This is a genomic window from Haemophilus haemolyticus (genome assembly GCF_003351405.1).
GTDB classification, from domain to species: Bacteria; Pseudomonadota; Gammaproteobacteria; order Enterobacterales; family Pasteurellaceae; genus Haemophilus; species Haemophilus haemolyticus_N.
Genome location: NZ_CP031240.1, coordinates 639,749 through 657,286 on the forward strand (window position 1 = coordinate 639,749; position 17,538 = coordinate 657,286).

The 17,538-nt window shown below is 39.2% G+C and carries 13 protein-coding genes, 4 tRNA genes and 3 pseudogenes; 12 read left to right on the forward strand and 8 right to left on the reverse strand.

What is annotated here, in order from left to right; all coding sequences use genetic code 11:
- The first annotated feature begins 8 nt into the window (after positions 1 to 8).
- Positions 9 to 296: a sulfurtransferase complex subunit TusB gene (tusB, locus tag DV427_RS03190; protein ID WP_114891278.1), complete on the forward strand. Its 288-nt coding sequence runs from the start codon at positions 9 to 11 to the stop codon at positions 294 to 296.
- 119 nt (positions 297 to 415) lie between these two features.
- On the opposite strand, the gene tuf is transcribed toward tusB, so the two are convergent.
- From tuf to DV427_RS03215, 5 genes are all read right to left on the reverse strand, one after another.
- Entirely contained in the window at positions 416 to 1,600 is a 1,185-nt protein-coding gene (tuf, locus tag DV427_RS03195) for an elongation factor Tu (protein ID WP_065265526.1), read from the reverse strand.
- Positions 1,601 to 1,702: 102 nt separating this feature from the next.
- Positions 1,703 to 1,778: transfer RNA gene (locus DV427_RS03200), tRNA-Thr, on the reverse strand.
- A 3-nt stretch (positions 1,779 to 1,781) separates the two neighbouring features.
- Positions 1,782 to 1,856: transfer RNA gene (locus tag DV427_RS03205), tRNA-Gly, on the reverse strand.
- Positions 1,857 to 1,898: 42 nt separating this feature from the next.
- Positions 1,899 to 1,983, reverse strand: a tRNA-Tyr gene (locus DV427_RS03210).
- Between the two features lie 29 nt (positions 1,984 to 2,012).
- Positions 2,013 to 2,088, reverse strand: a tRNA-Thr gene (locus tag DV427_RS03215).
- Positions 2,089 to 2,302: 214 nt separating this feature from the next.
- Here DV427_RS03215 and coaA point away from each other — a divergent pair.
- Positions 2,303 to 3,238 carry a type I pantothenate kinase gene (gene coaA, locus DV427_RS03220; RefSeq protein ID WP_114891279.1) on the forward strand — a complete coding sequence of 312 codons (936 nt, stop codon included), beginning with the start codon at positions 2,303 to 2,305 and terminating at the stop codon, positions 3,236 to 3,238.
- Between the two features lie 91 nt (positions 3,239 to 3,329).
- Here coaA and plsB read toward each other — a convergent pair whose 3' ends face one another.
- The gene (gene plsB, locus DV427_RS03225) at positions 3,330 to 5,759 is read right to left on the reverse strand and encodes a glycerol-3-phosphate 1-O-acyltransferase PlsB (RefSeq protein WP_114891280.1); all 2,430 of its coding nucleotides are present in this window, start codon (positions 5,757 to 5,759) and stop codon (positions 3,330 to 3,332) included.
- A 174-nt stretch (positions 5,760 to 5,933) separates the two neighbouring features.
- Here plsB and lexA point away from each other — a divergent pair, with 174 nt between their 5' ends.
- The 3 genes and pseudogenes from lexA to DV427_RS03240 form a co-directional block, all read left to right on the forward strand.
- Positions 5,934 to 6,557, forward strand: a complete 624-nt coding sequence (gene lexA, locus DV427_RS03230) for a transcriptional repressor LexA (RefSeq protein ID WP_005632942.1) — start codon at positions 5,934 to 5,936, stop codon at positions 6,555 to 6,557.
- A gap of 142 nt (positions 6,558 to 6,699) precedes the next feature.
- A complete protein-coding gene (gene dapF, locus DV427_RS03235) occupies positions 6,700 to 7,524 on the forward strand; it encodes a diaminopimelate epimerase (RefSeq protein WP_114891281.1) in 825 nt (274 codons plus the stop codon).
- Positions 7,525 to 7,711: 187 nt separating this feature from the next.
- Positions 7,712 to 8,356, forward strand: a pseudogene (locus tag DV427_RS03240) (phosphoribosylformylglycinamidine synthase); the annotation flags it as partial.
- 102 nt (positions 8,357 to 8,458) lie between these two features.
- Here the strand turns inward: DV427_RS03240 and DV427_RS03250 are convergent.
- Together DV427_RS03250 and DV427_RS03255 are read right to left on the reverse strand one after the other, a co-directional pair.
- On the reverse strand, positions 8,459 to 9,280 hold the full coding sequence (locus DV427_RS03250; protein ID WP_114891282.1) for a Slam-dependent surface lipoprotein: 822 nt from the start codon (positions 9,278 to 9,280) through the stop codon (positions 8,459 to 8,461).
- Positions 9,281 to 9,432: 152 nt separating this feature from the next.
- Entirely contained in the window at positions 9,433 to 10,230 is a 798-nt protein-coding gene (locus DV427_RS03255; protein ID WP_114891283.1) for a class I SAM-dependent methyltransferase, read from the reverse strand.
- A gap of 176 nt (positions 10,231 to 10,406) precedes the next feature.
- Here DV427_RS03255 and purL point away from each other — a divergent pair, with 176 nt between their 5' ends.
- The 7 genes and pseudogenes from purL to psiE all read left to right on the forward strand — a co-directional run bounded on the left by purL (position 10,407) and on the right by psiE (position 17,532).
- Positions 10,407 to 14,354, forward strand: coding sequence for a phosphoribosylformylglycinamidine synthase (gene purL / locus DV427_RS03260; protein WP_162790257.1), 3,948 nt, complete (start codon positions 10,407 to 10,409; stop codon positions 14,352 to 14,354).
- Between the two features lie 128 nt (positions 14,355 to 14,482).
- Positions 14,483 to 15,112: a YkgB family protein gene (locus DV427_RS03265; RefSeq protein WP_005639071.1), complete on the forward strand. Its 630-nt coding sequence runs from the start codon at positions 14,483 to 14,485 to the stop codon at positions 15,110 to 15,112.
- A gap of 85 nt (positions 15,113 to 15,197) precedes the next feature.
- A pseudogene (locus DV427_RS03270) lies at positions 15,198 to 15,425 on the forward strand (phosphoribosylformylglycinamidine synthase subunit PurQ); the annotation flags it as partial.
- A gap of 278 nt (positions 15,426 to 15,703) precedes the next feature.
- Positions 15,704 to 16,213, forward strand: coding sequence for a S1 family peptidase (locus DV427_RS09390; RefSeq protein ID WP_240317982.1), 510 nt, complete (start codon positions 15,704 to 15,706; stop codon positions 16,211 to 16,213).
- Between the two features lie 78 nt (positions 16,214 to 16,291).
- Positions 16,292 to 16,672 (forward strand): cupin domain-containing protein, encoded by a 381-nt coding sequence (locus DV427_RS03280; RefSeq protein ID WP_114891287.1) that lies wholly within the window; start codon positions 16,292 to 16,294, stop codon positions 16,670 to 16,672.
- A 99-nt stretch (positions 16,673 to 16,771) separates the two neighbouring features.
- Positions 16,772 to 17,017: pseudogene (locus DV427_RS09535) on the forward strand (transposase); the annotation flags it as partial.
- Positions 17,018 to 17,112: 95 nt separating this feature from the next.
- On the forward strand, positions 17,113 to 17,532 hold the full coding sequence (psiE, locus tag DV427_RS03290) for a phosphate-starvation-inducible protein PsiE (protein WP_005625591.1): 420 nt from the start codon (positions 17,113 to 17,115) through the stop codon (positions 17,530 to 17,532).
- The last annotated feature ends 6 nt before the right edge of the window (positions 17,533 to 17,538 follow it).

The following is a 17,538-nucleotide window of genomic DNA, read 5'->3' on the forward strand; positions in this document are numbered from 1 at the left end:
GGAATATTATGCTTTATACATTTTCCCAGTCAGACTACCCCAAAACTGAACTAGATGACTATTTTTCATATATTACAGAAAAAGATGCGGTAGTATTATGGCAAGATGGTGTGCTATTGGCAGTAAAATATCCTGATTATTTTGCAAAATGTAAAGGGAATTGCATGATATTGAAACAAGATATTTTAGCAAGAAATCTCACCGCACTTTTACCTCAAAGCAGTAAGATAAAATTAATTTCAATAGAAGAACTTGTTGGAATCACTGAAAATCATTCACCACAGCTATCGCTATAAAAATCAAATAAATACTTAACCGAAGTATCAAATATAGAATAAACAAAAAGTGCGGAGAATTTTCCCCGCACTTTTCTTTTGTCTTCTTTCTGTCTTTAAGACATTTAAGAATCCATCAATTATTTGATGATTTTCGCTACAACGCCCGCACCAACTGTACGACCACCTTCACGGATTGCGAAACGTAAACCTTGGTCCATCGCGATTGGGTGGATTAAGCTTACTGTCATCTTGATGTTATCGCCTGGCATTACCATTTCCACGCCTTCTGGTAGCTCGATTGTACCAGTCACGTCAGTTGTACGGAAATAGAATTGTGGACGGTAACCTTTGAAGAATGGAGTATGACGACCACCTTCTTCTTTTGATAATACGTACACTTCTGATTCGAAGTCAGTGTGTGGCGTGATTGAACCTGGTTTCGCTAATACTTGACCACGTTCGATTTCTTCACGTTTGGTACCACGTAATAATGCACCGATGTTTTCACCCGCACGACCTTCGTCAAGTAATTTACGGAACATTTCAACACCCGTTACAGTAGTTTTCGCTGTTGGTTTGATACCTACGATTTCTACTTCATCACCAGTACGGATAATACCACGTTCTACACGACCAGTTACTACTGTACCACGACCTGAGATTGAGAACACATCTTCAATTGGAAGAAGGAACGGTTGGTCAATCGCACGCTCTGGCTCTGGGATGTAAGTATCTAAGTGGTTTGCTAATTCAAGGATTTTTTCTTCCCATTCTGCTACGCCATTTAATGCTTGTAATGCAGAACCACGTACGATTGGAGTGTCGTCACCTGGGAAGTCATATTGAGATAGAAGTTCACGAACTTCCATTTCTACTAATTCTAATAACTCTTCGTCATCTACCATGTCGCATTTGTTTAAGAATACGATGATGTATGGAACACCTACTTGGCGACCTAATAAGATGTGCTCACGAGTTTGTGGCATTGGACCATCAGTTGCTGCTACTACTAAGATTGCACCATCCATTTGTGCCGCACCAGTAATCATGTTTTTAACATAGTCGGCGTGTCCCGGACAGTCAACGTGTGCATAGTGACGAGTTGCTGTATCGTATTCAACGTGTGAAGTGTTGATGGTGATACCACGCGCTTTTTCTTCTGGCGCGTTATCGATTTGGTCAAATGCGCGAGCTGCACCACCGTAGTGTTTAGATAATACGGTTGTGATTGCTGCTGTTAAAGTTGTTTTACCGTGGTCAACGTGGCCGATTGTACCCACGTTTACGTGCGGTTTTGTACGTTCAAATTTTTCTTTAGACATTTAAAGAGTCCCTCTAAATAGACACGGTTATCGATGGGTAAATTAAACCACATTAACCAATAAAATTGTTTGCTATAATTGAAGGAAGAGAGAAATGAAGGATGGTGCTGATAGGCGGATTTGAACCGCCGACCTCACCCTTACCAAGGGTGCGCTCTACCAACTGAGCTATATCAGCGTTTGGAGCGGGCAGCGGGAATCGAACCCGCATCATTAGCTTGGAAGGCTAAGGTAATAGCCATTATACGATGCCCGCAAGTCCTAAATTCGTCTGTCCCATCAGGATTCATCTAAAAGATGGTGGAGGGAGAAGGATTCGAACCTTCGAAGGCTGAGCCAACAGATTTACAGTCTGCCCCCTTTGGCCGCTCGGGAACCCCTCCACGCTAAATGAATACTTGATACGAAAGAATGGTGCCGACTATCGGAATCGAACTGATGACCTACTGATTACAAGTCAGTTGCTCTACCTACTGAGCTAAGTCGGCGTGTCGTAAGCAAGTGAGGCGTATTATATGGAAAAAACTTTTCGTGACAAGTTTTTTTTCTAAAAAAATTATTTTTTTTGCGTGTTCGTTTAAATCACAAGCAAAAATGTGAATTTTTAACCAAATCTTATTAAATTTACTGAAAAATAAATGCGAACATGGCGGTTATAGAGTATATTTTTCTTCGTTTATTTAGCTATCAAATAAAATTATTGTGGAATTTTCAACTCAGCAAACACCTTTTTTAAGCTTTAATCGTGAACAATGGGCAGAACTTCGTAAATCCGTTCCATTAAAATTGACAGAACAGGATCTGAAACCGCTTTTAGGTTTTAATGAAGACCTTTCATTAGATGAAGTAAGTACAATTTACCTACCATTAACTCGTCTTATTAACTATTACATTGATGAAAATTTACATCGCCAAACGGTACTACATCGCTTTTTAGGCAGAAATAATGCCAAAACACCTTACATAATTAGTATTGCTGGCAGTGTTGCTGTTGGGAAAAGCACTTCTGCACGTATTCTACAATCTCTGCTTTCTCATTGGCCAACTGAAAGAAAGGTTGATCTCATCACAACAGATGGGTTTCTTTATCCATTAGACAAGCTTAAACAAGATAATCTTTTACAAAAGAAAGGTTTTCCTGTTTCTTATGACACACCTAAACTCATTCGCTTTTTAGCCGATGTAAAATCAGGTAAAAGCAATGTTACAGCACCAATCTATTCTCATTTAACATACGATATTATTCCCGATGAATTTGATGTGGTAGATAAACCCGATATTCTCATTTTAGAAGGATTAAATGTGCTTCAAACAGGCAATAACAAAACAAATCAAACCTTTGTGTCAGATTTTGTTGATTTCTCTATTTATGTCGATGCCGAAGAAAAATTATTGAAAGAATGGTACATCAAACGCTTTTTAAAATTCCGAGAAAGTGCATTTAATGATCCTAATTCTTACTTTAAGCATTACGCAAGTTTATCAAAAGAAGAGGCTATTGCGACGGCAAGTAAAATTTGGGATGAGATTAATGGGTTAAATCTCAACCAAAACATTCTTCCAACCCGTGATCGAGCAAATTTAATTCTAAAAAAAGGTGAAAACCATCAGGTAGAATTAGTTAAATTGAGAAAATAGCTCAAAAGTGCGGTCAAAATTCACCGCACTTTTTTATATAGCTAATATAAAAAAGGAGCATCATTTGATGCTCCTAAAATTTAAACCGAACTTAAGCGTGCTCTTCCGCTTTTTCAACCGTTCCTTTGACTGTCAAACAAATTTCCGCTGAAATCAAATGAGAAAGTGTTGACGCCAAATATTCTATTTTTTCAAGATTGCCATTGCCTGATTCATCAAAATAACCTTGCTCTTTCAAATTCGCAATGAACATAGAGAAGACGGCTTTATCAAAAAACTCTGGAGCATTAATACCGTGAAGTACAGATAATCGTTGCGCGACAAGTTGGCTTTCTTTTTCGAGTTCTGCACGTGAAATATCTAGTTGTTTTTGCAAAATTGTCACTGTGATGTAATAACGTTGCAAGATTTCACGCATTCCCGCAGACCAAAGTTGTAAAATACGTACTTTCGATTTATTGATAGATAAGAAATTATCATTAGAGTTAATCACCTGTTGGCGCGCAAATTCATCAATAATTTGGTGAATTTGAGTTTTTAACTCTTCTTCACTAAAGTGCAAGAATAACTCGCCTTTTAAGAACGGATAAATCTTGCCGACTGCTTCGACTAATAAATCTTTTTGAATCGCCTCATAATGCAAAATGATACTTGCAACTAAAGATGGCAATACAAATAAGTGTTGAATATTATTGCGATAGTAAGTCATCAACACGGCTGATGCGCGTTCTAAACGCACAATTTCCCCAAAGTTATCTTTTTCGACTAACACGCCAACACGATCAAGCGTTAATACATGGTTTAACATCATTTCAGGCGTAGCTGTTGGCAATACAACATCTGCGGAATAAGGCACGTTTTGTAGTAATTGTTGGTAACTTGCCAGTTGTTCTAAAAGTTGCTCACGAGAAAGTGCACGCTGACGAGAAGACAGTAATGCCGTCCCAACTAAATTCATTGCATTCACTGCTGCGGCTTTATTAATGTTTACCATCACCTGTTTTGATACAGAATCAACTGCAGGAGCAAACCATTGTGGTTTTTCTTCGTGGTTTTGCTCTTTCCAATCAGGAAAATGTTGGCTCAAATAGTTGGAAAGCGTAATTGGCTCACCAAAATTCACAAAACCTTGACCAAGATTGCGTAATTTTTTAATTACTCGAATAACCAAACCTGCATTTTCTTTTTCTTTCGCCGCACCACGCAATTCTTTTGCGTAAGTATCCACTTCCAATACATGCTCATATCCCACATAAACTGGAACAACAGAAATTGGACGAGTTTGATTATGTTGCAACGCTTGAAGAGTCATCGACATCATGCCTGTTTTTGGCGCAAGTAAACGACCAGTGCGCGAACGACCACCCTCAATAAAATATTCTACCGAATAACCACGATGGAATAACTCTGACAAATATTCACGGAAGATTGCAGAATATAATCTATTTCCTTTAAAAGTGCGGCGAATAAAGAATGCGCCCCAACTACGGAACATTCTACCTACAGGCCAGAAATTTAAATTAATTCCTGCTGCGATATGCGGCGGAACAAGCCCTTGATGATAAAGCACATAAGAAAGCAATAAATAGTCGATATGACTACGGTGACAAGGCACATAAACAATCTCATGACCTTCAAGTGCTAATTTACGTACGCGATCTGCATTTTGCACATCAATACCAGAATAAAGTTTATTCCAAAGCCAACGTAAAAAACGATCAGCGGCTCGTAAACTTGAATGACTTACATCTGCAGCGATTTCATCCAAAATCTTATGCGCTTCTTTTTGCGCTTTTTCAATACTGATATTTTTCGATTTTGCTTCATCTTCAATCGCACGTTGAATCGCTTCTGATTGCAATAATTTATTAAACATAGCTTGGCGATTCGGTAAACGCGGGCCTGTAGCAGAAATGCGCTGTTTAGCAAAATGCATTTTTGCCACTCGAGCCAGCTTTTGCGCAATTTTTTCATCAGAGCCATGCTCATTCACCATATAACGTAATGAAACGGCTTGAGAAAAACGTACAAAAGTATCACGTCCAAACCAAATAGCAGCAAAAGTTTTTTGCATACCATTTAATAAACGCAAATTAGGCAAGCCAGATTTATCTTCATGCCCAGGAGAACGACCCCAAAGAATGGAAACTGGAATAAGTTGCACATCTAAACTCTCAGAAGTGCGGTGTAATTCGAGGTATTTATTGAAGATCGTGGTGGTTTCATCTTTCGCACCTTTCGATTTAAAAATGCGGCGCCCCTCATCTAAATACACATAACGAGGCAACTTCACACCATCAATTTCATTTTTCTCAGCAGGATCAGGCAAACCTAGCGTCAAACAATTTCGACGGAAAATAACGAAATCGGTTTGAGAGGTATAAGGCAAAACATAAACAACAGGTTGGTGAATATTGAGGAAAAGCTCTTCTATCGGATTGGCTGGAATTGGATTATTTTTCACTAATACTGACAGAGGCAAGCTCAATAATTGACGATACATATTTACAAAATTTGCCATGATAAATTTTCTCTTTGTTGTAAATTTGAAATATTTTAACACATCCGATCTCAACCGCTTTAAAAAATTTAGTGGCAGAATGTGACCTAATACACAGATTTAAAAAATAACTATTGCAACTTCACACAATCTGTATACAATACCAGTTATCTGTATTTAAAAACAGGAGTGTATATGAGACCATTAACAGCACGCCAACAAGAAGTGTTAGATTTATTAAAACGTCATTTAGAAACAACAGGTATGCCACCAACACGAGCCGAAATCTCTCGAGAATTAGGCTTTAAATCACCCAATGCGGCAGAAGAACATTTAAAAGCGCTTTCACGCAAAGGTGCAATCGAAATTATTCCAGGTGCATCTCGCGGTATCCGCATTTTAGACAATAGCGCAAATGAAGAATTTGATGGTTTACCGCTCGTGGGGCGCGTAGCGGCTGGAGAACCGATTCTTGCAGAACAACATATCGAAGCAACTTATCGCGTAGATGCCGATATGTTTAAGCCACAAGCAGATTTCTTACTCAAAGTGTATGGTCAATCCATGAAAGACATTGGTATCTTAGATGGTGATTTGTTAGCTGTACATAGCACCAAGGATGTACGTAATGGGCAAATTGTCGTTGCCCGCATTGAAGATGAAGTGACGGTAAAACGCCTTGAGAAAAAAGGTTCTATCATTTACCTACACGCAGAAAATGAAGAATTTGATCCAATCGTAGTAAATCTTGAAGAGCAAGAAAACTTTGAGATTGAAGGCATTGCAGTAGGAATCATTCGCAATAATGCTTGGATGTAATCTGAGTAAATTAGCGAATAAAGTGCGGTAAAAATTTCCTGTGTTTTACCGCATTTTTCTTAGTTTAAAATTCTGAATTTGCCATTCTTTTTACCGCTCTCTATAATGCAATCAATCTTGAATTTAAATAAAGGATGGAAAAATGCAGTTTTCCAAAATGCACGGATTAGGCAACGATTTTGTTGTGGTTGATGGTGTTACTCAAAATGTTTTTTTCACGTCAGAAACCATTCAACGCTTAGCTGATCGCCACCGTGGAATTGGTTTTGATCAGCTTTTGCTTGTTGAACCACCTTATGATCCCGAACTCGACTTTCACTATCGCATTTTCAATGCCGATGGAAGTGAAGTTTCGCAATGTGGAAATGGTGCCCGCTGTTTTGCTCGTTTTGTGACATTAAAAGGGCTAACTAACAAAAAAGACATCGCGGTTAGCACGCAAAAAGGCAATATGGTTCTAACAGTAAAAGACGATAACCAAATTCGTGTGAATATGGGCGAACCTATTTGGGAGCCAGCAAAAATTCCATTTACCGCAAATAAATTCGAGAAAAATTACATCCTACGCACAGACATTCAAACCGTCTTATGTGGTGCCGTTTCAATGGGCAATCCTCATTGCATTGTACAAGTAGATGACATTAAAACAGCAAATGTTGAACAGCTCGGTCCTTTGCTAGAAAGTCACGAGCGTTTTCCTGAGCGTGTCAATGCTGGTTTTATGCAAATCATCAATAAAGACTATATTAAACTTAGAGTTTATGAACGTGGTGCAGGAGAAACGCAAGCCTGTGGAAGTGGCGCTTGTGCAGCTGTTGCAGTTGGAATTATGCAAGGTTTATTGAGCAATCGAGTTCAAGTCGATTTGCCAGGCGGTTCATTAATCATTGAATGGGATGGCATTGGTCATCCACTTTATATGACTGGCGAAGCAACCCATGTATATGATGGTTTTATAACCCTTTAATCTTCTTATCCCCATCAAATTCTTAAAGATGGGGATTTTATTTTCAGCTCACGCAAACGTTTTCGTCTTGGTGTTTTTCCTTTATAATAGCCCGCGATTTTTACCTCAAACACAACTCAAAGGTACCCGTATGTTTCAAACTTTTCGTGGCTAACCCGCCCTTTCCGAATTCCGTATCCAAGGCTTAATGCAAAAATTCCAACAAAATCAATTGCCGGTGAAATCGGTTTATGCGGAATGTTTGCATTTTGTGGAATTAAATCGACTGCTTGTTAGCGAGCAGGAAGCAAAATTAAAAGCGTTGTTACATTATGGCCCAACTTTGGCAGAACACGAAGCCAAAGGTGAAACCTTTATCATAATTCCGCGTGTAGGCACGATTTCTTCTTGGTCTTCTAAAGCGACGAACATTGCGTATAACTGTGGTTTAAGTGAAGTGGAACGTATTGAGCGTGGTTTGGCGTATTATTTTGAGTTAAGCCAACCGCTTGATGAAAAAACAACAGAAAAATTGACCGCACTTTTACACGACAGAATGATGGAAACGGTGGTGCGTCGTCCTGAAGATGCGGAAATTTTATTCCGTCATCAAGATCCGAAACCGTTTAAAACCGCGGATATTTTAAAAGGCGGACGTGAAGCCTTGGTCACAGCTAACGTAGAATTAGGTTTAGCACTGGCCGAAGATGAAATTGATTATTTGGTGGAAAATTTCACCCAATTAGGGAGCAATCCGCACGATATTGAACTTTATATGTTCGCGCAAGCCAACTATGCCGAATACCGCTACAACATTCCGATTGCTGAATCAAACCCAGATTGGGTGTTTGATGACTTTTTGAAGTTATTAGATATTCTTTAATTTATTAATTATTATCTAGTTTTTTTATAAAAATAAAGCAAGCGAAAGCTTGCTTTATTGTTTTTTTATTAATTATTGTTTCTTGGCACCAAATACTGCGCTCCAGCTATTATCTTTAGATTGTATTAAACCGGCCAGTTCTTTTGCTTGTTCACCATAAAATTTACCCTCTACTGGTGATGTAGGCATCGAGTAATTAATAGAGGAGCTCGCATATCCGCTTAAATTATTTCCTGAAATATATCCATCTATATTTATAGCTCGGATATCATTAATATCTAATGAACCATTAAATGATTTATTACCAAAGTCAACATTAAATTGTGAATTAGCAGCATAGGAATCTTTACCATTTAGTGTTGGAATATCGGCAATGATAATAGCCTTACCTAAATAGGATGCTTGACCACTTGTCGGCATATCGGATGTAGGGTTTCCATTATAGAATAAATAACTATTGCTATTACCGTCTAAACTATTAGCTATACCAAAACGAGTGTCAGAATAACTACCACAACATGTTTCTAATTTTCTTCCATTTGCGGTAATTTTTGACCAACTACCTGATTGAATCCCTGGATATCCAATTACTACATTAGTACCATCAACATTGATACTAGTGGTGTTATAGTTATCTATAGCTATGCGCTGACCAGAAAAGTTATTATTGCTACCAGATATTACAAGGGCAGCACCTGTTTCTATTTTTTGTGTTTGTTGGGTTTCATTGCTATTAATAGGAGCGCCAGAGCTATTTTGTTCTACTTGATTGTTAGTCGGTGCAGTATTTTCGTGATTGTCATTATTGCTACCATTACCGCTACTACAACCAGATAATACGAAAGCGATCAATAATGTTGAGCCAAATTTTAAAACATGATTTAAAGAAAACATACTAATATTCCTTATTGAAAAAGTAGCCATAAAATACCTTCAAAGGTATTAGACTGGACTGTATCATTAGAAATTCAATTTGTCTATAAGTTAGTTAATTTTATAAGGTTAAGTGTTTTAATTTAAAAGTAAATTACAATACTTATATTTTATTAAACCTCCCACCAAATCAACGCCCATTTGCGTTGTCCGTGTTTTATCGGTTCATTGTTTATTTGTTTTTGTTGATAGAATTGAGCCAAACTTTGTTTTTCTTTTTCGGTGAGATTGCCGAGAGAAAATTCCACAGAATTTAATAAATCCTCAAAGGTTTCGCCTTGGAAATGACCGGATTCGGTTTCAATAAAACTCACATTCGCGTGAATGCCTTTTTGGTAGAGACGATTGACTAAATAAATATAAGTTGGGAAGCCCACGTCATCACGACCAATGGCTTCAAATACGCCTTCATCGAGAAAATGACGTTGGGTCACTGAGGTTAAAAAAACGCGTTTTTTAGCCTTGCTTTGCAGCTTTTCAATCATATCATCCAAATCATCCACAAGCGTCGAGCGAGAGGCGAGTATTACATCCGCTTGAGGCACATCATCCCAGTTATCGGACCATGATTTATGTAGAAGGGTAATATTATTCAGTTGATACTTTTCTTTGTACTGTTGCACCATCTCTAACATCCCTTGGCTGTAATCGAGAGCATACACGGCTTGGCATTGTTGGGCTAAAGGAATCACAAACGTGCCGGGGCCACAGCCAATATCTAACACCGTTTCATTGGGTTGCACATTCATGGCTTTAAGCAACGTTTCGTTATAACGGCTTGGTTTACCCACTAAATTCTCGGCCATTTTAGGTGCTTTTTTATCCCACTTTGTTGGTGGAAGATTATAGTGATTGCAGGCTTTCAGATGTTGTTGATAGAGATCGTTGAAATTGATGTCATTGATGATCATAGTGGTGCCCCAAAGTGCGGTTAGTTTTCGGATTGTTTTTAAATTGCTTGATGATTATATGCTTTCTCCCACTGAAAATCATTTGAAAATGATTGACGCAAACGTTTTCGTTTTGGCGTGTTTTCCTTTATAATAGCCCGCGATTTTCATCTCAAACACAACTCAAAGGTACCCGTATGTTTCAAACTTTTCGTGGCTCACCCGCCCTTTCTGAATTCCGTATTCAAGGTTTAATGCAAAAATTCCAACAAAATCAATTACCGGTAAAATCGGTTTACGCGGAATATTTGCATTTTGTGGAATTAAATCGACCGCTTGTTAGCGAGCAGGAAGCAAAATTAAAAGCGTTGTTACATTACGGTCCAACTTTGGCAGAGCATGAGGCCAAAGGCGAAACTTTTATCGTGATTCCACGCGTTGGCACGATTTCTTCTTGGTCTTCTAAAGCGACGGATATCGCACATAACTGCGGTTTAAATGAAGTAGAGCGTATTGAGCGTGGTTTGGCGTATTATTTTGAATTAAGCCAACCGCTTGATGAAAAAACAACTGAAAAATTGACCGCACTTTTACATGACCGAATGATGGAAACCGTGGTGCGCAATCCTCAAGATGCGGAGATCTTATTCCGCCATCAAGATCCGAGACCGTTCAAAACGGTGGATATTTTAAAAGGTGGACGTGAAGCCTTAGTGACAGCCAACGTAGAATTAGGCTTGGCACTGGCAGAAGATGAAATTGATTATTTGGTGGAAAACTTTACCCAATTAGGACGCAATCCGCACGATATTGAACTTTATATGTTCGCGCAAGCCAACTCTGAGCACTGCCGCCATAAAATCTTTAATGCGGATTGGATTATCGACGGCAAAAAACAGGATAAATCCCTGTTTAAGATGATTAAAAATACCTTTGAGAAAACCCCTGATTACGTACTTTCAGCCTATAAAGATAATGCTGCAGTGATGGAAGGCTCAAAAGTTGGCCGTTTCTTTGCGGATCAAGACGGACAATATCGCTATCACAATGAAGATGCACATATCTTAATGAAAGTGGAAACCCACAATCACCCAACCGCAATTTCGCCATTCCCAGGTGCCGCAACAGGTTCAGGCGGTGAAATTCGTGATGAAGGTGCAACCGGTCGTGGCGCAAAACCAAAAGCAGGTTTAACCGGTTTCTCTGTATCAAACCTTGTCATTCCAAACTTTGAACAACCTTGGGAAAATCCACTCTCCAAGCCAAACCGTATTGCTTCAGCCTTAGATATTATGATTGAAGGCCCATTAGGTGGCGCAGCATTCAACAATGAATTTGGTCGCCCTGCGTTATTAGGTTATTTCCGTACCTATGAAGAGAAAGTTAACAGTTTCAACGGTGAAGAAGTGCGTGGTTATCATAAGCCGATTATGTTAGCGGGGGGTATTGGTAATATTCGTGGTGAGCACGTTCAAAAAGGCGAAATTCCAGTTGGCGCAAAATTGATCGTATTAGGTGGCCCCGCCATGAACATCGGCTTAGGCGGTGGCGCAGCTTCTTCGATGGACAGCGGTAAATCAAAAGAAGATTTAGATTTTGCTTCCGTTCAACGTGAAAACCCAGAAATGGAACGCCGCTGCCAAGAGGTGATTGACCGCTGCTGGCAATTAGGTGATGAAAACCCAATTCTCTTTATTCACGATGTGGGGGCGGGTGGTTTATCCAACGCGATGCCTGAATTGGTGCACGATGGTGAACGTGGCGGTAAATTTGATTTACGCTCAATCCTTTGCGATGAAAAAGGTATGTCACCATTGGAAATTTGGTGTAATGAATCGCAAGAACGCTATGTCTTAGCAGTTGCGCCAGAAAAACTCGAATTATTTACCGCACTTTGTGAACGTGAGCGTGCGCCATTTGCGGTCATTGGTGAGGCAACGAAAGAGAAACATTTAACCTTGCACGATAGCCATTTTGACAATAATCCAATTGATTTGCCAATGAATGTATTATTAGGCAAAACACCGAAAATGACACGCGAGGTTTCGTCAAAAACTGTCGAAAATCGACCGCTTGCAACGGAAAATATTCAATTAAAAGAAGCTTTCCATCGTGTATTACGCTTACCGGTGGTAGCAGAAAAAACCTTCTTAATCACTATTGGCGACCGTTCGGTAACAGGTATGGTGGCGCGTGATCAAATGGTCGGTCCGTGGCAAATTCCGGTGTCTGATGTGGCCATCACAACCGCTTCATTAGACAGCTATCACGGTGAAGCCATGGCTATGGGCGAACGTGCACCAGTAGCGTTATTAGACTTTGGTGCTTCAGCACGTTTAGCGGTGGCTGAATCCATTACTAACATTGCAGGCACCAATATTGGTGATATTAAACGCATCAAACTGTCTGCAAACTGGATGTCTGCAGCGGGTCATGGTGGTGAAGACGCAGGCTTATATGAGGCGGTGAAAGCAGTCGGTGAAGAACTTTGCCCAGCATTAGGTATCACCATTCCAGTGGGTAAAGACTCCATGTCGATGAAAACCACTTGGGAAGAAAATGGCGAGAAAAAATCAGTAACAGCTCCGCTTTCTTTAGTGATTTCCTCTTTTGCGCGCGTGGAAGATGTGCGTAAAACTGTCACACCTCAATTGCGTACAGACAAAGGCGCAAGCCGTTTATTGTTGATTGATTTAGGCGAAAGAAAAAATCGCTTAGGCGCGACCGCACTTGCGCAAGTGTATAAACAATTAGGTGACAAACCAGCCGATGTGGTGAACGTAGCCAAACTGAAAAACTTCTTCGATGCAATGCAAGCATTGGTGGCAGAGCGTAAATTATTGGCTTACCACGACCGTTCAGACGGAGGTTTAATTACCACACTTGCAGAAATGGCATTTGCAGGTAACTGTGGCGTGGATGTTGATATTTCTCCGTTATTCGATAGCGGAAAAGGATGGGCGCTTGAGCTCGGTGCGGAACACTATGCGCAAGAAATTTCCGAGTTAGCCATTTTATTTAACGAAGAATTAGGCGCAGTGATTCAGGTATTAGAGGCGGAACTTGACGCTATTTATACGGTGTTGAAAACACATGGATTAGAGGGAATTACCTACGACATCGGCAAGGTTAGCAACAATGATCGCATTGTGATCCATCAATTCGGAAGGAAAATTTTGGATGAAAAACGCTCTGAATTGCGTGGCATTTGGGCGGAATTGACCCATCAAATGCAACGCTTACGCGACAACCCGGAATGTGCCGACCAAGAATTTGAAGCGAAAAAAGCAACAGACAACAAAGGTTTATCCGCTCACTTAACCTATGATGTGAATGAAGATATTGCTGCGCCGTACATCAGCAAAGGCGTGAAACCAAAAGTGGCAGTATTACGTGAACAAGGCGTAAACAGCCACGTTGAAATGGCAGCCGCTTTTGACCGTGCAGGTTTTGCCGCGATTGATGTTCACATGAGCGATTTAATGGCAGGCCGTTACGACTTAAACGACTTCAACGCAATGGTAGCCTGTGGTGGCTTCTCTTACGGTGACGTATTAGGCGCAGGTGGTGGCTGGGCGAAATCCATTTTATTTAACCCACAATTACGCGCTCAATTCAGCCAATTCTTCGCTAATGAAAACACCCTTTCATTAGGCGTATGTAACGGCTGTCAATTTATCTCCACCCTTGCGGAAATCATTCCTGGTGCAGAAAATTGGCCACGTTTCGTACGTAATAAATCTGAACGCTTTGAAGCGCGTGCCGCGATGGTGAAAATCAACGACACCAACTCATTGTGGTTTAAAGGCATGGCTGGCTCACATATGCCGATTGCGGTTTCTCACGGTGAAGGACGCGTAGAATTCAAAACACCTGAGAATTTAACCGCACTTCAATCGCAAAACTTGATTGTGGCACAATATATCGACAGCCATTTAAACGTGACCGAAACTTATCCATCCAATCCGAATGGTTCGGCATTAGGGATTACAGCAATTTCTAACGTGGACGGTCGTATCGCTGCGATGATGCCTCACCCAGAACGTGTATTCCGTGCCGTGAGTAACTCATGGTATCCAGAAGATTGGTCTGAAGATGGTGCTTGGATGCGAATTTTTAGAAATGCGAGAATAAATTTCAAATAATGTGAAATTGCTCACAGAAGATTAATACAAAATAAGAGATACTGGGTGAGTCAGTATCTCTTATTTATACTGAACAATTCTTGGATATTTTGTCCGTAATATCAATTGAACTATATGAGGAGTTCTTAATGAGTAGTTTAGTTACATTACTAGCTAATATTGTTGCGCCATTGCAACGTCAATTTATTAACTTTATCCGCATTGCTATTTGTGTAGTGATGGTTTGGATTGGTGGCTTAAAAGTTTGCCAATATGAGGCAGATGGTATCGCACATTTTGTGTCAAATAGTCCTTTCTTAAGCTTCCTTTATAAAAATGGAGCAAATATGGTAGAAAATGATAAGGGTGTTTTGGTAAAAGAATATACCTTATATAAAAACCCTGAAGGCAAAATGGTCGCAAAAAATATTGAATGGCATAAAGCTAATGGCACCTATACAGCTTCTTATATTATTGGCGCGATGATCGTGACCATTGGTATTTTAGTATTAGCGGGAATTTGGTCTCCAACATTAGGTTTATTTGGTGGTTTACTCACCTTTGGCATGTCGATAGTCACGCTGTCGTTCCTGATATTTACGCCAGAAACCTGGGTACCTAATTTAGGTGGAGACTTCCCAACACCTAATTATGGCTTCCCATATCTATCAGGTGCTGGCCGACTCGTGATTAAAGATATTATTATGATGGCAGGCGGCTTAGTTGCAGCAGCAGAATGTGCGAAACGTTATTTAGAGAATAAAAAGCAGTTTGCGTAATAGCTAGATTTTAAAAGGCTTGCTGGGATAAACAGCAAGCTTTTTGTTATTAAGAGATACAAACCAAGAACAAAGAAAGGAGACTGAATTCAAAACTTTTGAACATTTGACCGCACTTCAAGCCCAAAGCTTGATTGTGGCGCAGTATATCGACAGTCATTTAAATGTAACTGAAACCTACCCAGCCAACCCGAATGCTTCGGCATTAGGGATTACCGTGATTTCTAAAGTGGACGGTCATATTGCTGCAATGATGCCACACCCTGAGCGTGTATTCCGTGCCGTGAGCAACTCATGGTATCCTGAAGATTAGTCTGAAGATGGCGCTTGGATGCGAATTTTTAGAAATACTAAAGTAAATTTCAAATAATGTGAAATTGCTCACAGTAAATTAATTAAAAATAAGAGAAGCTAACACTAGTTAGTGTTTATTATTAAGAGGTATATATGTATAAATATGAAGATTTGTCTAACATATATTATGGAGGTGTCTTTGCCTTAGTTGAAACAATGTAAGACAATACTTTTTCTTTCCTTGGAACAGCTTTTGTTTGTAATTTTAAAGGCTATTTAGCTACTTGTTCACATAATATAAACTTATCAACCGCAAAAAATTTACACATAGTTTCTATTGATGTTCCGCTTAATGAGTTTACTCCATTAACTCATAATAGAGTTAATGTTAGTCCTGTAAAAGTTATTCAATTTGATACAAATTCAGATATTTGTTTATTAAAAACAGAGCCATCATCAACTTTTAATACTCCAGAAAAATTCTTACTTGAGACAGAAAGTATAAATGTAGACCGTAGATGCCTCTATATTGGATATCCTTTTGGAGACCAAGGATTTCATAAAGTTAAAGTATCATCTGCAATGGTTAGTAGTAAGATTATTAATGAACAAGGTGTAAAACAATATTTACTTGATACAATGGTTCATGAGGGAACAAGTGGAGGACCAGTTATTGATCTAGAAACGGGATATATTTTTGCAATCATTCTTGTTTTAACCGTATTGAAATTGCATAAAACGGATGGGGATCATTTGGGGAAAAAAGGTGTAATAAAGAGTTATTTTTGTGATGCTTTTTGTATTTGAGAATAATTTGCATTGAAATAGTTGAGTAAAAGTGTCAGAATTAGAACATCTAATTCAAAACACAGAAGGAGACTTGTTATGAAAAAAATGTTATTAGCCTCATTACTCAGCTTTGGTATTGCCTCTATTGCACAAGCAGATATTGGTGTAGTAAAAGATGGCTTCGGTAAAATTATGCAAACGGAACAGTTTACCGTGGTGAAAAAAGCCTTGAAGAAAGGAGAGCAACTAAAACGTCATAACCACGAAGGCGATAGTGTGATTTTTACCGTACTAAGCGGAAAAATGAATGTGGTATTGAATGATAATGAAAAACATGAAGTCAACGTAGGGCAAGTGCTTAACTTTGATGGAAAATACTTTATTCAAGGCGAAGCTGCGGAGGACTCAGTCATTATGGTGACATTAGTTGAGGTAGATGATGCCCCACATAAGCATCATCACGATCACAAACACTAATTAAAGCAAAAGCGGTTCAAAATGGTAAAACTTTTACCAAATTGAACCGCTTGTTGATCTGCACCCCAAAACCTGGACACCTAATTTGAGGTGCAGATTATGTCCTACTCTTATCAATTTCGTTTGAAAATTATCAAACTCGTCACTGAACAGGATTATGGTATCCGTTAGGTGGCTAAACTTCATCAAATTTCCCACTCTCTCGTTATTTATTGGCTAAAAGCATTTCGCGAAAGAGGGCTTGATGGCGTAAAATCGCCTTATACAAACCTTCAAACACCGAAAATAGTGAAGCCAAAGATGAAAAAGAAAGAAATTGAAATCCTAAAAACAATATACTTTTCTAATTCCACCACACTTTATTTTTCCAAATGACTTTGACCAACTTTACAATCTTGCATTAGAATACGAGCCTTTAATTTTTGCTGTAAGGAATAGAAATGGAAGAATCTCCAGAATTAGAAAAATTGCCACGAATTATTACTGGTGTATTGAAAATCGTGCTTTGCACGGCATTGATTGCGTTGGCGATTGTACTCATTATTGCTCTTGGAAAAATCACTTATACTTTAGCGATGATGGTGCTTAATACTTCTACCGTTGTGCCTTATGACGTGGCTGAACAAGCTGTGATGTTTTTCTTATATTTCGGGTTTATTGGTTTGATTGTGCAGTATTTTAAAAGCGGCTATCACTTCCCTTTGCGCTATTTTATTTATGCTGGGATCACTGCGATGCTGCGTTTAATCATTGTTAATCATGAAAGCTCGGTGGATACCATCTTATTTGCAGGCGCAATTTTGATTATGGTGATCGCACTCTGTTTGGTGTTATATTCTAATAAACTGAAAAATATATAGTTTTAT

Coding starts and splice junctions, on each gene's coding strand:
- tusB (WP_114891278.1), top strand. CDS start 9: ATGCTTTATACATTTTCCCAGTCAGACTACCCCAAAACTGAACTAGAT.
- tuf (WP_065265526.1), bottom strand. CDS start 1,600: ATGTCTAAAGAAAAATTTGAACGTACAAAACCGCACGTAAACGTGGGT.
- plsB (WP_114891280.1), bottom strand. CDS start 5,759: ATGGCAAATTTTGTAAATATGTATCGTCAATTATTGAGCTTGCCTCTG.
- lexA (WP_005632942.1), top strand. CDS start 5,934: ATGAGACCATTAACAGCACGCCAACAAGAAGTGTTAGATTTATTAAAA.
- dapF (WP_114891281.1), top strand. CDS start 6,700: ATGCAGTTTTCCAAAATGCACGGATTAGGCAACGATTTTGTTGTGGTT.
- DV427_RS03250 (WP_114891282.1), bottom strand. CDS start 9,280: ATGTTTTCTTTAAATCATGTTTTAAAATTTGGCTCAACATTATTGATC.
- DV427_RS03255 (WP_114891283.1), bottom strand. CDS start 10,230: ATGATCATCAATGACATCAATTTCAACGATCTCTATCAACAACATCTG.
- purL (WP_162790257.1), top strand. CDS start 10,407: ATGTTTCAAACTTTTCGTGGCTCACCCGCCCTTTCTGAATTCCGTATT.
- DV427_RS03265 (WP_005639071.1), top strand. CDS start 14,483: ATGAGTAGTTTAGTTACATTACTAGCTAATATTGTTGCGCCATTGCAA.
- DV427_RS03280 (WP_114891287.1), top strand. CDS start 16,292: ATGAAAAAAATGTTATTAGCCTCATTACTCAGCTTTGGTATTGCCTCT.
- psiE (WP_005625591.1), top strand. CDS start 17,113: ATGGAAGAATCTCCAGAATTAGAAAAATTGCCACGAATTATTACTGGT.